Source organism: Trinickia sp., assembly GCF_057351765.1.
The window spans coordinates 50,497-68,733 of the sequence record NZ_JBMRBK010000042.1 but is presented as its reverse complement, the minus strand read 5'-3'; the positions used below and the strand labels follow the sequence as shown (position 1 = coordinate 68,733).

The window sequence follows — 18,237 nt, the reverse complement described above, 5'->3', positions numbered from 1 at the left end:
GTGGGGCCTACAAGTTTTTGGAGGTCTTGGTCCACGCCTATCCATTTATTACATGAAAATATGCAAGGTGCGTTGTGGGATCGAATAAAAATTACCGGTCACTACGAAATTTGCATATAGCATACCGTTTGCCAAAACGATTAGAAAAGTAATACAGTGAAAGCGAGTTGACATTGAAAGGAAGTGGAACGTACTCTGCGCTGTCGCTGGTTTTTATGAAAGACATTCGCGCCGCCCCGTTCCTATGGAGTCGACGATGTCAACGATGATTTTTAGTAGTCCATACGTTTAGTACTCCTATTTATTGCAGGTTGGAATCACGGTCTGGGTTTCAGTGAATGCTGGGCCGGGGCGCAGCACGCCCCTTTTCGTCGCGAGCTACGGATTTGCTTGCGTGGCGTCGTATTGCCTGCCGGCGAATGAGAGAGAAGAACAACGAGACGAAACCTGGCATCGGTTAAACACTTTCTCATTCAGGATTTCGTATGCGATTTAATTTTGGATTGAATTGGCATTACGCTTCGATTGCCGCGCTCGCGCTATTGAGCGCATGCGGCGGCGGTGACGGTGGACAGGCGTCGGCGAGCCGTGCGGGCGCAGCCGTTTCGAGTCCCAGCACTCCGGCGCTTATCGCGCCTGCTCCCGCCGTCGCGGCGACTCCGGGCGTGGACAAGACGGTATCGCCGGTGGAAATGCCCGATACGGTCATACCGGTCAATTACCGGCTTTGGTTCCGCCCCAACCCCGAGCTGAATGCGTTCGACGGCCGAGCGGACGTCGAGATCAAGGTGCTCAAGCCGGTCACCGCCATCACCGTGGCCGCGCACCGGCTGCAGTTCGTAAACGGCACCATCGCCTTGCAGCCCGGCAATGTGCAGCTGGTCGCGACGCCCCAGGACCAGGGCGATTACTATCAATTGCGTCCTGCGAGCGGGCAGATTGCAGCGGGCACCTATTCGCTGCACATGGAATGGCGCGGCATCATCAACTTCAAAAGCTATGACGACCCGGTCACGAAGACGGGCGGCAGTTGCGGCAACGATCCTTATCCGGGATGTTCCGCTGCGGAAGGCGTGTTCCGCGTCGATCTGAAGGCGACCGACGGTACGACGAGCGGCGCCATCCTGACACAAGGCGAATCGGATCTCGCGCGGCAATGGTTCCCCGGGTGGGACGAGCCGGCGTTCCGCCCGACCTACGAGGTCAGCGCCGACGTGCCGCAGAACTGGCGAGTCGTCTCGAACGCGGCGGAGAAACCGCCGGTCAACGTGGACAGCGGTTATAAGCGCGTTTCGTTCGAGAAGACGCCGCCGATGCCGTCGTACCTGCTCTTTTTCGGCGGCGGGCAGTTCGATGTGCTCGAAGACGACTTTTCGAGCCCGCTGCCGGACGGCAAGGGTCTGCATTTGCGCATCTTCACGCCGCCGGGCATGCGCGATTGGGCATTGCCGGCCATGCAGCAGACGAAGCAGGCGCTCGATTACTACTATCGCTACACAGGCATTCCGCTGCCCTTGACGAAGTTCGATACAGTCGCGGCGAACGACGCGTTCAAGGCGCAGAAAGATCTGAACTTCGGCGGGATGGAGAACTGGGGGGCCATTCTCGAGTTTGCCGACGACATCTTGCCGCAACCGGGCACCCCGATGTCGAACTATGGCGTGACCGTGCTGACACATGAGGCAGCCCACCAGTGGTTTGGCGATCTCGTCACGCTGGACTGGTGGGACGACGTCTGGCTCAACGAATCGTTCGCAACGTTCTTCGAGAACAAGACGAAGATCGCCTTCTTTCCCGATCGCTTCAACTGGGAAGGCGAGGTCCGCAACAAGTATCGCGTCATCGCGGACGATCTGACGTCCGCATCCTTCCCGGTGCAGCCGAATTTCAACGCATGGGCTTCGAACGACTTCGTCATCAACGCCGGGCGTTTTGTCTATGACAAGGGCGGTCAGGTTCTGAAGATGATCGAGGGCTACCTCGGCGAGGACGTGATGCGCCGTGGGCTGCAGTCGTATCTGGCGGATTACGCGCTCGGCAACGTCACGCCCAAGCGGCTGTGGGACGAGCTCGCGCGAGCAAGCGGGGAGCCGATGACGCAGATCGGCGACAGCTTCGTGCGGCAAACGGGTGTACCGCTCGTCTCGCTGAACACGACGTGCGATCTGACGACGAACCAATCGGTCGTGACGTTGAAGCAGCAGCCGTTCCCGAACCAGAATCCGTATCCCGGAACGCTGTGGACGATTCCGCTGACGTTGGCCTATGGCGACGGTCTGACGAGCCGTAAGACCGTCTCGATGAAGGGCTCGGACATGCAGGTGCGTCTCGAAGGCTGCGGCGCGGTGCTGGCCGATCCGACGGGGCAGGACTATTACGTCGTCAATTATGGCGACAACGCGTGGACGCAGTTGCTCGCGCAATCGAGTGCACTGCTGGAGCCGGCCAGGCTGACGAATCTGAAGCTCGGCACGCACTTGCTGGTCGACCACGGCCTTGCGCCGCAATCGCGCGCGACGGCGATCGATTCGCTCGCCGCGTCACCGGGCGTGGCAGCCCGGCTGATGCGCCAGGAACTGATGCCGGAGCAGCCAGTCGAGCGCCGCATCCCGCACTATCAGGGCCGTTTGAAAGCGAGGCCGCAGGCGCCGAGCAAGCAACAGTAGTTGAGCGATTGATCGGTTAACGGCGCGCGGTTCGCTTCAAAGAAGCGGATCGCGCGTTTCGCACCCGTCTCATTTGCCGAATTCGGAACGCACCCTTAAAAAACTTTCGAAGAATCGAATGCGCTTCACTACAGGTTTGGGGCGGCGAAGTCGTTATCGCAGTCAATATTCATCGAACGGTTATCTGGCTCGTTATGAACAGGAATTTGCTGCAGCTGGTTTTCTGCGTGGTTTTCACGTTTTTCTTGAATGCATGCAGTGGTGGGGCAGTGGCGCCGCAAAGCGGCGGCGTCTATATGGCCAACGTCTCTCAGGCGTCCGTCGCAGTCTATGAAATTGCGGCAGACGGCGCCGTTTCCCCGCTGCCTGCTGCAATGGCGCGTACGGCCGATGACGGCAGTTTCTCGCTAGCGCGGCCTGCGCATTACCCCGTGCTCGTGCGGGCGAGCGGCGGGAGCTATCTCGAGGAAGCGACGGGCGAGCGGGCGTCGCTTTCGGCCGAACTCGATGCCGTCTATCTTTCGGCGCCAACAACCATCGTGGTCTCCCCGTACTCGAATGCGATCGTCATCGATGCCATCGCGGCCGGAGGCTTGAGCGCCGAGAACATCGCCGCGGCGTCCGCACGCGTCAACGCATTCGTCGGCGGCATCGATGTTCAGCAGACGGTGCCGGTCTATCCACCGGCTTCCGATGGCGCAGCCGTGTCCGATAGCGCGAAGATGGCGTTCGCGCTCGGTGCCGAGTCGCAAAGCCGTAGCGATAACGGTCTCGCGATTGCGGCGAGCTCGCAAGCGATCGTCGACCAGGCGGCGAACGGCGATACGCTCGCCCGTTGTCACACGGGTGCGGGCGACGTCTTGAGCGACGGCTCCGTCGCGGCGGCCGATGCCGACCATTGCCTCGTTACCTCGGGCGCCGCCGCGTTTGCCCACAATGCACACAATCGCACCGGCATCACGTCGCTTGCGATGCTCGAGCCTGCGCAGCAAACGGCACCGCAGCTTGCTGCCGCGTCCGCATGCGGGGATCGGGTCGCGCTGCTGACTGACAATCTTGCGCTGTTCGAAGGCCGCAAGAACTCGGTGCAGGCGCTGCTCGCAGGTGGCATGACCGACCAGAATTGGTCGACGTTCCAAACACCTAGCCGCTGGGGGCCGTTCGCGAGAGGATATGGGGCCATCGAGCCGCCGGCGAACTGCACGGACATGGATACGTTCAAGCGCGAACTGGTCATGGCCGCGGAAAATTTCTGGGTCGACCAGAACATCAACTACTGCCACCACCATGTCCCCGGATGGCTGCCGCCCGACGATTCGAATCGCGCCAACCCGAAGTACCGCAATTCCACGCCGGAGAGCACGTCGGGGGAGTCGGCGGGCGGCAATCCGCAGCAGATGACATGCACTGGGCAGCGCAATGCGAACGGCGCCCAAAGCGTGCAGGTGGCGGCAAGCGATACGCCTGCGTCGTTTCCCGCGGCGGCGATCAACTGGAAGGGCGTGGACTGCTCGGACTACACCGCATGGATCTACAACTTCGCCGGCATGACCTCCAACGATCTATCGACGGGCATCGGTACTCAAGCCTGCTCGACGGCCGATCGGGGCGGCTCTGACGCGAATCCGTCGCCGGGCGTATTGCTCGACATCAATCAGGGAAATTTCGACGCGATGCAGAGCTATCTGCGCCCAGGCGATCTGCTCTACATCACACAAGAAAATGCGCTCACCGACAGCGGCGAGTTCACGGGCGACTACAAACTCGCGCATGTGGTGACCTGGACAGGAAAGCATTGGAACGATTTGCAAGCCGGGACCGACGCGGCCCGGTATGACATCGGCCGGATCGGGCAGCCCGACTCGCGGCTCGGCGGCGATTTCAAAGCGCATCTCGATTTCGACGTCAGTCAACTGGGTAAGACGGCGAGGACCGACCCGTGGATGATCATCGACAGCCATTATGCGGGGCCCGCCTACCGGCCGTTCTTGGGCTGGTATCGCACGCATCTCTCGCATGTGAGGCGGATCATCGGTGCCGACGCGGCACGCACCGACCCGGTGCTCGCCGCCTACGTCATCGCGCCGATTTCGCAAAACGCGCAGCATACGCAGGTCGTGCTGGGATCCGCCCACGCGGGCAGCGGCGCCGCGAGCGGCTATCGGATGATCTATGACGACGTTCAGGGCAAGCAGGCGTGTTACCGCGCGGGCACCGCGCAGTAGCGGTCCGGGGAGCAGGGGGGCGTAGCGGCCGGCAACGGCGCCTCGGGCTGCGCCGATTCTTCGCGGGCCGAGCTTTCGACGAAGCGAATGAAACAGTTCAGCCGAAGCCGCTCTTCGCTGCGCAGGTCGCGCTCGGCAATCGCCTCCGATAAATAGCGTTCGCGGCAGGCTTCCAGAACGTATCTGTTTTGCGCCATCAACGTTTTCCATCCCCCCGATGAGGCGAACGCGTCGTTTGCCCAATCGATGAAATCCAACGCGCAGGCGAGATGCCAGCTTCGCGCGCGCCATGGCTGCCGCGCCGCGACGAGATGCTGCTCGAACTTCGAAATCGTCGTCATCGTAAAACTTGCTCCGGTCTGAAACCGCCTCATTCAGGGCTGAGCCGGGGCGCCCGGCGTCGATAGTTCAGAGCTTAGCGATACCGTGCTGCGCTCGAACCGCACTGTGCGAAATGGCGATACGCCGTGCGAAGAAGGGGCTGCCTTCGGGCCGGTGGGGCAATGCCGTGTCGGAGCGCTGCATGCCCCCAGGCCGTCTCACCCGATGTAAGGGATATTTGGTGGGCAAGGCGGCGTGAACTAAGATGCAATCGACCGGTCGTCGATAAGTCGCATCGCGGCCACCCCCCACCACGTTCAGCGAGTCAGACATGGTAAAGGCTTTTGCATCGCAGGCAGATCTGCAGGAAAAGCGCGTCTCGTTCGAGCAGTTGTCCGAAAACGCCTATGCCTACACGACGGAAGGCGATCCGAATTCCGGCGTAGTGATCGGCGACGACAGCGTGCTCATCGTCGATACGACTGCGACGCCCGCCATGGCGCGCGATCTGATCGCCAGGATCCGCAGTGTCACCGACAAACCGATCAAGCACGTCGTGCTGTCGCACTACCATGCCGTGCGCGTGCTCGGCGCGTCGGCCTATGCGAGCGAAGGAGCCCAGGAAATCATCGCGAGCCGCGGCACCTACGAGATGATCGTCGAGCGGGGCGAAGCGGACATGCACTCCGAAATCGAACGCTTTCCGCGGCTCTTCGCAGGCGTGGAGACGGTGCCGGGCCTCACTTGGCCGACGCTCGTCTTCGAGCGGGAGCTCACGCTGTTTCTCGGCAAGCTGGAAGTCAAAATCATGCATCTCGGGGCGGGCCATACGAAAGGCGATACGGTCGTCTGGCTCCCCGGGCAAAAGGTACTGTTCTCGGGCGATCTCGTGGAATACGAGGCGGCCTGCTATTGCGGCGACGCACAACTCGCGCAATGGCCGGCCACCCTCGATGCATTGCGCGCGCTCGGGGCCGAGAAGCTCGTGCCGGGACGCGGCCCCGCACTGACGAATCGCGCGGCCGTGAACGCCGGCATCGACTACACGCTGGATTTCGTCACGACGCTGCTTGCGCAAGCGCGCACGGCCGTCGAGCGCAAGCTCGATCTCAAGGCCGCGATGGCCCTCGCGCGCGAGGCGATGGACCCCAAGTTCGGTAGCGTCTTCATCTACGAGCATTGTCTGCCGTTCGACGTTTCGCGTGCTTACGACGAGGCGAGCGGCATCGTTCATCCTCGCATCTGGACGGCGCAGCGCGACAAAGAAATGTGGGGCGCCCTGCAGGCCTGAGCGCCCGAGGCAACGTATGGAAACGCCGGCCGACTATCGGAACGCGCACTTCGCCTATCGACGCGCGGCGGAAGCTGCGTCCGATCCGCAGGCGGTGGTCCATCCGGTCGTCGTCGTGGGTGCGGGCCCGACGGGACTCGCGACGGCAATCGATCTCGCGCAGCGCGGCATCGAGGTGGTGCTCGTCGATGACGATGACCGCCTCTCTGTCGGATCGCGCGCGATCTGTTTTTCGAAGCGATCGCTCGAGGTATTCGACCGTCTCGGTTGCGGTGAGGTCATGGCGGCGAAGGGCGTGCGCTGGCACGTCGGGAAGGTGTTCGTCCGCGACGAGCTCGTCTATGCGTTCGACCTGCTCGGAGAAAGCGGTTACCGCCGCCCGGCGTTCGTCAATCTGCAACAGTACTACGTCGAAGGATATCTGCTCGAGCGGGCGATGCAGCTCGACAATCTCGACGTGCGCTGGAAAAACAAAGTGGTCGCAATCGAAGCGCCGCGGATGGGCGATGCGGGTACGCGCGGCAACGGCTGCGAGCCGATCGCGTTGACGATCGAGACCCCCGAGGGGCAATACGCGTTGCGCGCGCGTTTCGTCGTGGCCGCCGATGGCGCGCGCAGTCCGCTGCGCAAGCTGCTCGGCTGCGACAGCGCGGGACGCACGTTCAAGGACCGCTTCCTGATCGCCGACGTGAAGATGGAGGCCGATTTTCCGCCTGAACGATGGTTCTGGTTCGATCCGCCATTTCATCCGAATCAGTCGGTGCTGCTGCATCGACAGCCCGACAATGTATGGCGAATCGATTTCCAGCTCGGCTGGGATGCCGATCCGGAGCTCGAGAAGGCGCCCGAGCGTGTGCTTGCGCGCGTGCGTGCACTGTTGGGCCACGATGCGCAATTTTCCCTCGAGTGGGTCAGCGTCTATACGTTTTCATGCGTGCGCATGAAGAGCTTTCGGTGCGGCAATGTCCTTTTCGCGGGCGACAGTGCGCATTGCATGTCGCCGTTCGGTGCTCGCGGCGCGAATAGCGGCTTGCAGGATGCGGATAATCTCGCCTGGAAGCTGGCGCTCGTGCTGCGAGGACTGGCACCGGACGCGCTGCTCGATTCCTATGCGCGGGAACGCGAATATGCAGCCGATGAGAACATCCGCCACTCCACGCGCTCGACCGATTTCATCACGCCAAAGACAGCGACGAGCCGGGTCTTTCGCGACGCGGTGCTCATGCTCGCGCGACATCATGCGTTCGCTCGCCAGCTCGTCAACAGCGGCAGGCTGTCGGTTCCGTCGGTGCTTGCCGACTCCGCGCTCAACACCGCGGATCGCGACACCTTCTCGGGCAGCACGGTGCCCGGTTCCGTCGGCGCCGACGCGCCAGTCAATCGCGACGGTGATGACGACTGGCTGCTCTCGCATCTCGGCGATACTTTCTCGCTGCTCATTTTCGGCGGTACGAATGGACTCGACGCGAATGCGCGGGGATTGCTGGCGGCCTCGACGAGTTGCCGGGTTCCAGTCCGAAACGTCGTCGTATTGCCGGCGGGTGCGCAAGTGAGCGGCACCGATGATGCCGCTGCCGCGACCCTTTTATTCGATCGGGAAGGGCTGGCTGCCGCACGCTACGACGCGAAACCCGGCACCGCATACCTGATCCGGCCGGACCAGCATGTCTGCGCGCGCTGGCGTGCGGCAACTGCCGCCGATCTGGAAGCAGCGCTCGCGCGTGCGCTATGCGCCAACGTGGATTGACGCCGCCAAGCGCGGCGATGCGATCGAGGTGACGATATGCCGTTGAAGACCGAACCGAATCTGACCCGGCCAGACGATTTTTATGAAGCGTTGCTCGAGATGCATCGGGACCTCGACGATGCGCAAAGCCAGTCTGCCAATGCGCAACTGATTCTGTTGCTCGCCAATCATATCGGCGAGCAGGCCGTGCTTGTCGAAGCCATGCGGCTCGCGCGCGAAGGCGTGACGGAGCGTTCGACGCCTCGCGCGAGCGTTACGCGTTGAGCAGCCCGCGGCGCGCGAGGTTGCGGTAAAGCGCGCGCACGCCGAACGTCCACGGTGCAATTTCATTCGACCGTTGCACCGTATTCACGAGCGCGCCGAGCGAAGGCGTCGAAATCGTCACCACATCGCCGAGGTGATGGGTGAATCCGGCGCCGGGCGCATCGCGATCCTTGATCGGCGAAAACATCGTGCCGAGAAACAGCACGAAGCCGTCGGGGTACTGATGATGTGGGCCGAAAGTCTGCGAGACGAGGTCGGCCGGATCGCGGCTGATCTCGCTCATGTGGCTGACGCCCTCGAGCACGAAGCCGTCATCGCCCTCGATGCGCAGCGCGAGACTCGCGAGACGCACCGTATCGAGCGTGAAATGTTCGTCGAAAAGGCGCACGAACGGGCCGATCGCGCACGAGCCGTTGTTGTCCTTCGCCTTGCCGAGCAGCAGCGCCGAGCGGCCTTCGATGTCGCGCAGGTTCACGTCGTTGCCGAGCGTCGCGCCGACGATGCCGCCCGCGCTGTTCACGGCCAGCACGATCTCGGGTTCGGGATTGTTCCATTGCGAGCTCGGGTAAAGACCGACGGCCGCGCCGAGTCCGACCGCCGACATCGGCTGGGACTTGGAGAACACTTCGGCGTCCGGGCCGATGCCGACTTCCATGTATTGCGACCAGGCATTGCGACGCTCGAGCTCGGCCTTCAGCTTCATGGCCGCTTCCGAGCCGGGTTTGATCTTCGCGAGATCCGTGCCGATCAGCTCGACGATGAGCTGCCGCACCTGCTCGGCCTTGCTCGCATCGCCGCCGGCTTGCTCTTCGATCACACGTTCGAGCAGGCTGACGGCGAACGTCACGCCGCAGGCCTTGATGGCTTGCACATCGCACGGCGCCAAGAGCCGCGCGCCGCTTGCGCCGCCACCGTCGAAGCTCGCCTCGATCCAACGCGCGACGGGACCGAGCGACTCGCCGGGTGCGTGCCGGGCGACGTCGACGGCATCGGGGCGATCGAAGAGATCGGCTGTCGTGGGTGCCGAGGCCGTGATATCGAAGACCTCGCCGTTGCGCACGGCGACGACGGACGGCCCATCGACGGGCGCTTCGCGCCAGACGCGCCCGACGAGGAGCGCTCGGTCGAGGTCGGTCGGCAAAACGGAAAGCGATGCTGGCTGCATGAGCGTATTCGGTACGAAAGTTGACGGTTCGACGATCGTAGCCACTGCGCGTCACAGTGTCCACGGTTTCGATGCGTAGCCGGTCGCGCGCGTGGGCGGGCGACCGGCTAAGACCCCACGCAGGGTGGGGGAGGGAGAGTCAATCGTAGAGCTGCGATGCGATCTTCGGATCGTCGATGTTGGACTTGTCGTACCAGTAAAAGCCCGTGTCGATCACCTTCGGAATCTGCTTCGCCTTGCCGTTGATGGCCTCGACGGCCGCCTTGACCGTTTCGTAGCCGATACCGCCCGGGTTCTGCGTGATTGCGCCGGCCTCGATGCCGGAGCGGATCGCTTCTTTTTGCTCCTTGCCCGAGTCGTAGCCGATGATGACGACCTTGCCGGTCATCTTCATTTCCTTGGTGCCGTGGATGACACCGATCACCGAGCCTTCGTTCGCGCCGAAGATGCCCTTGATCTTGGGATGCGCGGCGAGCAGCGCCTTCGTGATCTCGGTCGATTTCAACTGATCGCCGGCGCCGTATTGAATATCGACGATCTTGACCTTCGGATGCTTGGCCTTCATTTCGTCGACGAAACCGTCGCGCCGATCGATACCCGTGCGGCTCGTCTGGTCGTGCACGACGAGCGCGACTTCGCCTTCATCGCCGATGAGCTGGGCCATCTTGTCGGCGGCGAGCGCGGCTGCCTTCTTGTTGTCGGTCGCCGCGGTGGCGAGCGGGATGTTGCTGTCGACGCCCGAGTCGAACGCGATGACGGGGATCTTCTCCTGCTGTGCCTTCTTCAGGAGGGGGATCGCCGCCTTGCTGTCGAGCGCGGCAAAACCGATCGCGGCGGGCCGTTTCGCCAGCGCGGCCGAGAGCATGTCGATCTGCTTGTCGACCATCGCTTCGGTTTCGGGCCCTTCGAACGTGACTCTGACGTGATAGTCCTCGCCAGCCTTTTCAGCGCCTTTTTTCACGGCTTGCCAGAACTGATGCTGAAAGCCCTTGGAGATCAGCGCGACATACGGCTCGTCCGCCGCTTGTGCCCCCGCACCGAATCCCAATGCCAGGGCAAGCCCGACAGCCGCGCCGATCAATCTCGGTTTCATCATTTGCACGTCTCCTCTCTGGTTGAACTCATGGCGCGGGCGAAGCGCGCGCCTGCTGTAAAACAAAGCAAACGTTACCGCTGTTTTCTTCGACGCAGCATGTCCATATAGACGGCCGCGATGATGATTCCGCCCGTCACGACGATCTGCCATTCCTGCGCGACCGACATCACGCGCAGCCCGTTCACGAGCACGCTCATGATGAATGCGCCGATCATCGTACCCGTGATCGTGCCGATGCCGCCCGATAGCGACGTGCCGCCGATGACGACGGCCGCGATCGCATCGAGCTCGTAGCCCTGGCCGAGCGCCGGTTGCGCGGAATTCAGCCGCGAAGCGATCAGCAGACCGGCGATGCCGCAAATGGCGCCGCCGACCGTATAGACGGCGATCTTCCACCGATCGACGGCAACGCCGGACAGGCGCACGGCTTCCTCGTTGCTGCCGAGTGCGAACGTATAGCGGCCGAACAGCGTCTTGTTGAGCGCCACCGCGGCAACGACCGCGAGCAGGAAGAGGATCAGCACCGAGTTCGGAATCGGCAGCGCGGGAATCAAAGTGCCGATCACCGAATCCTGCGAAATGCTCGTGAAGCCCGGCGTGTCGTTGAAATAGATGGGCCGCGTGCCCGAGATCACGAGCGAGAGTCCCTTGAGCAGCATCATCATGCCGAGCGTGGCGATGAACGGCGGAATGCGCAGCTTCGCGATCAGAAAGCCGGAGATCCAGCCGCACAGCGCGCCGAAGAAGATCGCGGCGAGAATGCCCACGAAAAGCGGCATTCCCCAGTTCGTCAGCACCATGCCCGTCATGACGGCGCAAAAGGTCATCAACGTGCCGACGGACAAGTCGATGCCGCCGGTGATGATGACGAACGTGGAAGCGACCGCGAGCACACCGTTCACCGCCGTGGCCTGCAAGATGCTGACCAGGTTGTCGACCTGCAGGAACTGCGGCGACGCAATGCCGAAAAATGCGATGAGCACGATGAGACTGGCGAACGCGAGCAGCTTCTGGCGTGCGCCGGAGTGAAAAATCTTGCCGAGGAGTGCGGCGACGCTGCGCTCGCGCTCCATCGACAGGGCGGGTTCTGCCGGAGGCAGCGGGTTCGGTGTCTGGCTCATGTTCGATTCCGTCGATTCATTCGGTGACGACTGACTCGCGTTGCGTCGCGAGCTGCATGATGTTTTCCTGCGTGGCGGTGCCGGCCGGCAGTTCGCCGGTCACGCACCCCTCGCACATGACGAGCACACGATGGCTCATGCGCAGGATTTCGGGGAGCTCCGACGAGATCATGACGATGGCCTTGCCTTCGGCCGCCAGCGCGTCGATGAGCTTGTAGATTTCCGTCTTCGCGCCGATATCGATGCCGCGCGTCGGTTCGTCGAAAAAGAGGATGTCGCAATCGCGCAGCAGCCACTTGGCGATCACGATTTTCTGCTGATTGCCGCCGGAGAGCAGACGCACCTGCTGATCGACCGAAGGTGTCTTGATGCGCAGCTGCTTCACGTATTTGTCGGCCGCGCGATGAATCGCGCGCTGGTCGAGAAACATGCCGAACGAGGTGAAGCTGTGCATGCTCGGCAGCGCCACGTTGGCTTTCACGTCCATCCCGGTGGCGAGGCCGAAATGCTTGCGGTCTTCGGACAGATAGCCGATGCCGTGGCGCACCGCATCCTTCGGCGATTTGATCGATACGCGCTTGCCGTGCACATGGATCTCGCCGCGCTCGAGCGGATCGGCGCCGAAGATCGCGCGCGCCACTTCCGTGCGGCCCGCGCCCATGAGGCCGGCGAAACCGAGCACCTCGCCGCGACGCAACGTGAAGCTCACGTCGCGGATCGCGGTGCCGCGCGTCAGGCCTTTGACTTCGAGCGCGATCTCGTTATCGGCGGTGTGGCTCGGGTGCCGCGGCGCGCTGTCGAGCTGGCGTCCGACCATCATGCCGATGATGGTCTCGACCGGTGTTGTCGCGGTGGGAACCGTGGCCACGTACTGTCCGTCCCGCATGACCGTCACGCGGCTCGCGATCTGCCGCAGTTCGTCCATTTTGTGGGAGATATAGACGATGCCGACGCCATGCGTCTGCAGTTGCCGAATGATACGAAAGAGGTCCTCGATCTCGACGTTGTTCAACGCCGCGGTGGGCTCGTCCATGATGAGCACGCGCGAATCGAACGAGAGCGCCTTCGCAATCTCGACCATCTGCTGCTTGGCCACCGTGAGCTCGCCGACCGGCGTGCGCGGATCGAGCTTCAGATGCATACGCTTGAAGATCGCCGTGGCCCGGCGATTGAGCTCGCGCTCGTCGATGAAAAGCCCGAGGCGCCCCTTCGGCTCGCGCCCGATGAAGATGTTCTGCGCGGCGCTCAGATGATTCATCAGGTTCAATTCCTGATGCACGATGCCGATGCCGAGTGCCTGGGCGGCGCGCGGGTCGGGAATGTCGACAGGTTGGCCATCGACGAGGATTTCCCCCTCGTCCTTTTGGTAGACACCCGATAGCACCTTCATCAGCGTCGACTTGCCGGCGCCGTTTTCGCCCATCAGGGCATGGACCTCGCCCGGCAGCAACTCGAACTGACAATTGTCGAGCGCACGCACGCCGGGAAACGACTTGCACAAGTTGCGGATGGACACCAGGGGGCGCGGCGCTTGCCCGGCTGGCGGTTGATCTGTCTCACTCATCTGTCTCGTCCTGGACGGGGCCCCGAAGGGAGCCCCGGCGGTTCGCTTGCCGAAACGTTTCGCTAAACGTTTCGGCGTGAGACTAGATGGCGCTAAGGCCGATGTCAACAGGTGAGACGGCACTATCGGGTTAACCATGTTGCCGCGTCCATCGAAACGTTTCGCTAAACGTTTTGCCACAGTTTGGGAATGCGGATATGATCGGGGCTCGTCTTGCCGGCGAGACCATGAGGAGCGGCTCGGCAAAGGCATCGATGGGACCATTCAGAGCGGGAAACAACGTGGCAGCAACGATGAAGGATGTGGCGCGGCTGGCCGAGGTCAGCCTGGCCACTGTCTCGGCAGTACTCTCGGGTTCGACGTACGTGAGCCCCGAGCTGACGAGCCGCGTGCAAAAGGCGGTGGCGGCGCTCGGCTATGCGCCGAATACCGTGGCGCGCAGCCTCAAGAAAGGTGCGACCAAGCTGATCGGTCTCGTGGTGCCCGATATCACGAATCCATTTTTCACGGAGCTCGTCCACGAAGTCCAAAAGCGTGCGCGCACGCTGGGCTATGCCGTGCTGCTTTGCGATAGCGAGCGCGATCTCGAGCAGGAACGCTGGTACTTGCGCATGCTGCGCGCGCATCTGGCGGTCGGCGCGATTCTGTGCGCGACGGGCCCCGACGAAACCTACAAAGACCTCGCCAACGACGTCGGCATCATGCCGATCGTGGCCGTCGATCACATCATCCGGGCGTCGGATTACGACTCTGTCGTGTTGGACAACGTGGCCGCTTCGCGCATCGTCATGCAGCACATCCTCTCGCTCGGCCATACGCGCGTTGCGATCCTTGCGGGTCAGCAACATCTCGTGCCGGGCCGGGATCGCCTGGCCGGATTCGTCGACGGGTTGCGCGCGGCAGGGCTCGATGTGATACCGGAACTCGTGCGGCAGGGCGCTTTCGGCGAGCCCGAGGCATTCAAGGCCGCGCAGGCGCTGATGAAGCTGCCCGAGCCGCCGTCCGCCATCTTCGCGACGAACAACCAGATGTTGATCGGCGCGATGCGCGCGCTGGCCGAATCGGGCATCCGGTGTCCCGATGACATCTCGGTGGTCGGCATCGACGACTTCGCGTGGGCGGCCGCATTCTCACCGGCGCTGACTACGGTGCGGCAACCCGTCGACGAGATGGCCGCCGCCGCGCTCGACATGCTCGTCGAGCGGGTGAACGGACTCGATGTCGCGCCCCGCCATATCGTCTTCGCCCCAGAGCTGGTCGTGCGTCAATCGTGCGTCGCGCCAGCCACCAAGCGCGCCTCGGCCCGTCGGGGCAAGGCGGCGAAATCCGAACGCGCGGCCAAGGCGCCGCAGTTATCCCACGCCTGATACGGGCGCTTCGTTTATGGAGATACGACCGTGACCCACGATCGCTCAGATCGCCACGACCGTGACGAGCGCGGCGCGATCGCCCCCGGCCCAATGGGCTTCGGGGCGGCGCCGCTCGGCAATCTTTTTGCGCGCGTCAGCGACGAGGTGGCGCTGGAGACGGTGTCGGCCGCCTGGGACGCCGGCATTCGCTACTTCGACACGGCGCCGTTTTATGGCGCGGGTCTCTCGGAAACGCGGCTGGGCCGCGCGCTTGCGCGCTATCCGCGCGACGCATTCGCCGTATCGACGAAAGTGGGGCGTCTGCTGGTTCCGGACGCTTCCGTGCCCGAGGTTCATAACGGCTTTGTGGGCGGCCTGCCGTTTCGCGTGGAATACGATTATTCGGGCGACGGTGCGCGCCGCTCGCTCGAGGCGAGTTTGAAACGGCTCGGCACCGATCGCATCGATATCGTCTATATCCACGATGTCGCACAGGACACGCATGGCGACGACTGGCTGCGGCACTACCGGACCGCGGTGGACGGCGCGATGAAGGTGCTGTCTCAATGGCGCGACGAGGGCGTCATCGGCGCGTGGGGGCTTGGCGTGAATCGCGTCGAGCCTTGCCTGAAAACGCTCGACGATGCGGATCCCGACATTTTTCTGCTCGCGGGGCGCTATACGCTGCTCGATACCGGCGCGCTCGATGCGCTGATCCCTGCTTGCGAGGCGCGCGGCGTGCAGTTCGTGATCGGCGGTCCTTACAACTCGGGGCTCCTCGCGGGCGGCAATACGTTCGAGTATGCCGAAGCCCCCGCTTCGATGCTCGACAGACGGGCGCGGCTTCTTGCCTTATGCGAGCGCTTCGGCGTCGATCTGAAGGCCGCCGCGCTGCAGTTTTGCAAGGCGCCGCGACCGGTGGCCTGCGTCATCGCCGGTGCGCGCACGCCCGAGGAAGTCCGGCAGAACTGCGCCGCGATGGCGGCGCCCATTCCGCGCGCGTTCTGGGTGGCGCTCAAAAGCGAGGGGCTCATTCCCGCGAACGCGAGCGAGCCCGGCTGAGGGCTGCCCGGCGCACGATGCCGCCGCCCGCGATGCGGCGGATCGCCAGAAAGACATTTCCTTTGCTTGTTCAGGATTCCTGACGATGGTCATCGACGGACATTTTCATATCTGGTCCTTGGCGCGGGGCGATTACGGGTGGCTCACGCCCGAGTTCGGCGTGCTTTACCGCGATTACGGGCTGGCGCACTGGCGCGACGAATTCGCGCCCCTCGGCGTAAGCGCCGGCATTCTCGTGCAAGCTGCGCCGACCGAGGACGAAACGACGTTTTTGCTCGAGCACGCGTTGGCGCATCCCGGCGAAGTCGCTGGCGTGGTCGGATGGACGGACTTCGAGCGCGACGATGCGCACGCGCGTATCGCGGCGCTGGCGACGCATCCGCATCTCGTCGGCTTGCGGCCGATGCTGCAGGACCTGCCCGATCCGGGGTGGATCGGGCGCCCGTTCGCGCGTCGTGCGCTCGATGCGATGGCCGAATCGCAGCTGACTTTCGACGCGCTCGTTCGCCCCGTGCATCTGCCCTGGATTCTCGAGCTCGTCGAGCGGCATCCGTCGTTGACGGTGGTGATCGACCATGCGGCGAAGCCCGACATCGCCTCCGGAGAGGGGCGCGAGGCCTGGAGCGAGCGGCTCGCCGCGCTCGCCGCCCATCCGTCGGTCTACTGCAAACTGTCAGGTCTATGGACCGAGGCGGCGCCGGGCTCGCCCGTCGAGACGGTCGAGCCGTGGGCTCGGCGTGTGCTGGAGCTGTTCGGCACCGAGCGGACGATTTGGGGCAGCGATTTTCCCGTCGTGCGCTGTGCAGGAGAAGGGCGGGCGTGGCTCGCTCATGCGCTCGAACTGGTCGGCACGTACGGTCCCGACGCGGTGCCGCGCGTCTTCGGTGCCAATGCCCGGCGCGCCTATCGGCTCGGCGATCCCGCCGTGGCGAGCAGCGGCGCGTCCTGACGCGATGACTGCACGCTAACCGTCGGTTTGCGCGACCTTGCCCCGCGCGCCCCGAAGCCGGGCGTCGCGACGCTTTTGCAACCGTTTTTGCAGCGCCAGATAAAGCAGCGCGCAGGCGCTCATCACGAGCGGCCACAGCAGGAACCATCCGGTCGCCACGCATAGCGCCGCGACCGCGATCAATGCGATGCCGGCGCATCGGTGGGCGGCGCTGCCGCGCGGCAGCAGCTTCAGTGCGGCGGCCGTGCCGAGCGCGTAGACCGTGACGAACGAACCCGTCGTCACCAGCACGAGCGGTTTGGGCCCGAGCTGCGCCCATGCAACGACCGCGGTGGCGAGCGCGGCCAGCGCCGCGACCACGCCCAGGCTGCGACGCGGGACGTCGCCCGCGAGCGAGCCTGCTGCCAGCCAGCGCGGCAGGGCCCCGTCGCGACCGAGCGCGGCACCGAGCTTGGCTGCGCCCGCAAAGTAAGCGTTCATCGTGCCAAGCGTGAGCAGGACGGCGGCGAACGCGGCGACGATCCGGACTTTGCCGCCGATACCGATCACCAGCAACTGGGCGAGCGGCGCGTCGGCCTGGCCTGCCGCGGGGCCCAGCACGAGCACGCTGGCCGCGGCGACGGCGAGGTAGAGCACGCCCACGACGACGACCGCGATGCCCGAGGCGAGCGGCAGGTCGCGCGCCGGATGCCGGAATTCGCCTGCCAGGTGGGTGATGGCTTCCCAGCCCGCAAAGCTCCAGACGAGCAACGCTGCCGCGGGTGCGATGGCCGACCAGCCGTGCGGTGCAAACGGGTGCAGATAGGCGAGCCGCGCATGCGGCGCCGAAACGGCGACGGCCGCGAGCAGCAACGCCACGAGCAGCGCCGAGAGCACGACTTGCAAGCGCCCCGAGATCGTGACGCCGAGCGCGTTGGCGGCCGTGACGACAATCACGAGTGCGACGCTCGTCAGCAACACGGTCTGGCTGCCGCCGCCGACGGCCGCAGCCACGTAGGCGCCCGCGAACATGGCCGCGGCCGGCGCGCCGGCGGGCACGGCAAAGTAGAAACACCAGCCGACGATGGCCGAGGCGCGCTCGCCGAACGCGTTGCGCACGTAGGTTGCGACGCCGCCCGCGTCGGGGTAGCGCGCACCGAGCGCGGCGAACGTGGCCGCGAGCGGCGCGGACAGCAGAACGAGTGCGAGCCAGGCCAGCAGCGAAGCCGGCCCGGCAATGTTGGCCGCCAGCGCGGGCAACGCGATGACACCCGTGCCGAGCACGGCGCCGACATAAAGCGCCGCGCCTTGCAACACGGTGAGGCTGCCGTGGGACGGGGCCGGTGGGACGGGCGGCGTGGGCGCCGGCGAGCCGTGCATCGTTGGGTCTCCTGATTATTTGTGGTCATGCCTCGCTATGGCTGCCTACTATAGCGGA

14 protein-coding genes are annotated in these 18,237 nt (G+C 64.0%); 8 read left to right on the top strand and 6 right to left on the bottom strand.

What is annotated here, in order from left to right:
- Positions 1–485: 485 nt before the first annotated feature.
- Together ACO1XS_RS12130 and ACO1XS_RS12125 are read left to right on the top strand one after the other, a co-directional pair.
- Entirely contained in the window at positions 486–2,666 is a 2,181-nt protein-coding gene (locus ACO1XS_RS12130) for a M1 family metallopeptidase (protein WP_486390789.1), read from the top strand.
- A 194-nt stretch (positions 2,667–2,860) separates the two neighbouring features.
- Positions 2,861–4,891, top strand: a complete 2,031-nt coding sequence (locus ACO1XS_RS12125) for a hypothetical protein (protein WP_486390788.1) — start codon at positions 2,861–2,863, stop codon at positions 4,889–4,891.
- On the opposite strand, the gene ACO1XS_RS12120 is transcribed toward ACO1XS_RS12125, so the two are convergent.
- Positions 4,867–5,232: a hypothetical protein gene (locus ACO1XS_RS12120; protein ID WP_486390787.1), complete on the bottom strand. Its 366-nt coding sequence runs from the start codon at positions 5,230–5,232 to the stop codon at positions 4,867–4,869. The two genes, ACO1XS_RS12125 and ACO1XS_RS12120, sit on opposite strands and share 25 nt — an antisense overlap.
- Before the next feature lie 311 nt (positions 5,233–5,543).
- Here ACO1XS_RS12120 and ACO1XS_RS12115 point away from each other — a divergent pair, with 311 nt between their 5' ends.
- Genes ACO1XS_RS12115 through ACO1XS_RS12105 form a run of 3 tightly spaced genes read left to right on the top strand, consistent with a single transcriptional unit; the run spans position 5,544 to position 8,514 of the window.
- Positions 5,544–6,503 carry an MBL fold metallo-hydrolase gene (locus ACO1XS_RS12115; RefSeq protein ID WP_486390786.1) on the top strand — a complete coding sequence of 320 codons (960 nt, stop codon included), beginning with the start codon at positions 5,544–5,546 and terminating at the stop codon, positions 6,501–6,503.
- A gap of 16 nt (positions 6,504–6,519) precedes the next feature.
- A complete protein-coding gene (locus ACO1XS_RS12110) occupies positions 6,520–8,250 on the top strand; it encodes an FAD-dependent oxidoreductase (RefSeq protein WP_486390785.1) in 1,731 nt (576 codons plus the stop codon).
- 36 nt (positions 8,251–8,286) lie between these two features.
- Complete coding sequence (locus ACO1XS_RS12105) at positions 8,287–8,514, top strand: DUF2783 domain-containing protein (protein WP_331566790.1); 228 nt, start codon at positions 8,287–8,289, stop codon at positions 8,512–8,514.
- Here the strand turns inward: ACO1XS_RS12105 and ACO1XS_RS12100 are convergent.
- From ACO1XS_RS12100 to ACO1XS_RS12085, 4 genes are all read right to left on the bottom strand, one after another.
- Positions 8,504–9,679 carry a fumarylacetoacetate hydrolase family protein gene (locus ACO1XS_RS12100; protein ID WP_331566792.1) on the bottom strand — a complete coding sequence of 392 codons (1,176 nt, stop codon included), beginning with the start codon at positions 9,677–9,679 and terminating at the stop codon, positions 8,504–8,506. The genes ACO1XS_RS12105 and ACO1XS_RS12100 overlap by 11 nt on opposite strands.
- Positions 9,680–9,818: 139 nt before the next feature.
- On the bottom strand, positions 9,819–10,775 hold the full coding sequence (locus tag ACO1XS_RS12095; protein WP_331566794.1) for an ABC transporter substrate-binding protein: 957 nt from the start codon (positions 10,773–10,775) through the stop codon (positions 9,819–9,821).
- Positions 10,776–10,846: 71 nt separating this feature from the next.
- Positions 10,847–11,848 (bottom strand): ABC transporter permease, encoded by a 1,002-nt coding sequence (locus ACO1XS_RS12090; RefSeq protein ID WP_486390794.1) that lies wholly within the window; start codon positions 11,846–11,848, stop codon positions 10,847–10,849.
- Positions 11,849–11,912: 64 nt separating this feature from the next.
- Complete coding sequence (locus ACO1XS_RS12085) at positions 11,913–13,460, bottom strand: sugar ABC transporter ATP-binding protein (RefSeq protein ID WP_331566796.1); 1,548 nt, start codon at positions 13,458–13,460, stop codon at positions 11,913–11,915.
- A gap of 281 nt (positions 13,461–13,741) precedes the next feature.
- Between ACO1XS_RS12085 and ACO1XS_RS12080 the strand changes: the two genes are divergently transcribed.
- The 3 genes from ACO1XS_RS12080 (at position 13,742) to ACO1XS_RS12070 (ending at position 16,820) form a co-directional block, all read left to right on the top strand.
- Positions 13,742–14,827, top strand: a complete 1,086-nt coding sequence (locus ACO1XS_RS12080) for a LacI family DNA-binding transcriptional regulator (RefSeq protein ID WP_331566798.1) — start codon at positions 13,742–13,744, stop codon at positions 14,825–14,827.
- A gap of 93 nt (positions 14,828–14,920) precedes the next feature.
- Positions 14,921–15,871: an aldo/keto reductase gene (locus tag ACO1XS_RS12075; protein ID WP_486390793.1), complete on the top strand. Its 951-nt coding sequence runs from the start codon at positions 14,921–14,923 to the stop codon at positions 15,869–15,871.
- Positions 15,872–15,956: 85 nt separating this feature from the next.
- Entirely contained in the window at positions 15,957–16,820 is an 864-nt protein-coding gene (locus ACO1XS_RS12070) for an amidohydrolase family protein (protein WP_486390784.1), read from the top strand.
- A 15-nt stretch (positions 16,821–16,835) separates the two neighbouring features.
- On the opposite strand, the gene ACO1XS_RS12065 is transcribed toward ACO1XS_RS12070, so the two are convergent.
- On the bottom strand, positions 16,836–18,179 hold the full coding sequence (locus ACO1XS_RS12065) for an APC family permease (RefSeq protein WP_331566803.1): 1,344 nt from the start codon (positions 18,177–18,179) through the stop codon (positions 16,836–16,838).
- Between the last annotated feature and the right edge of the window lie 58 nt (positions 18,180–18,237).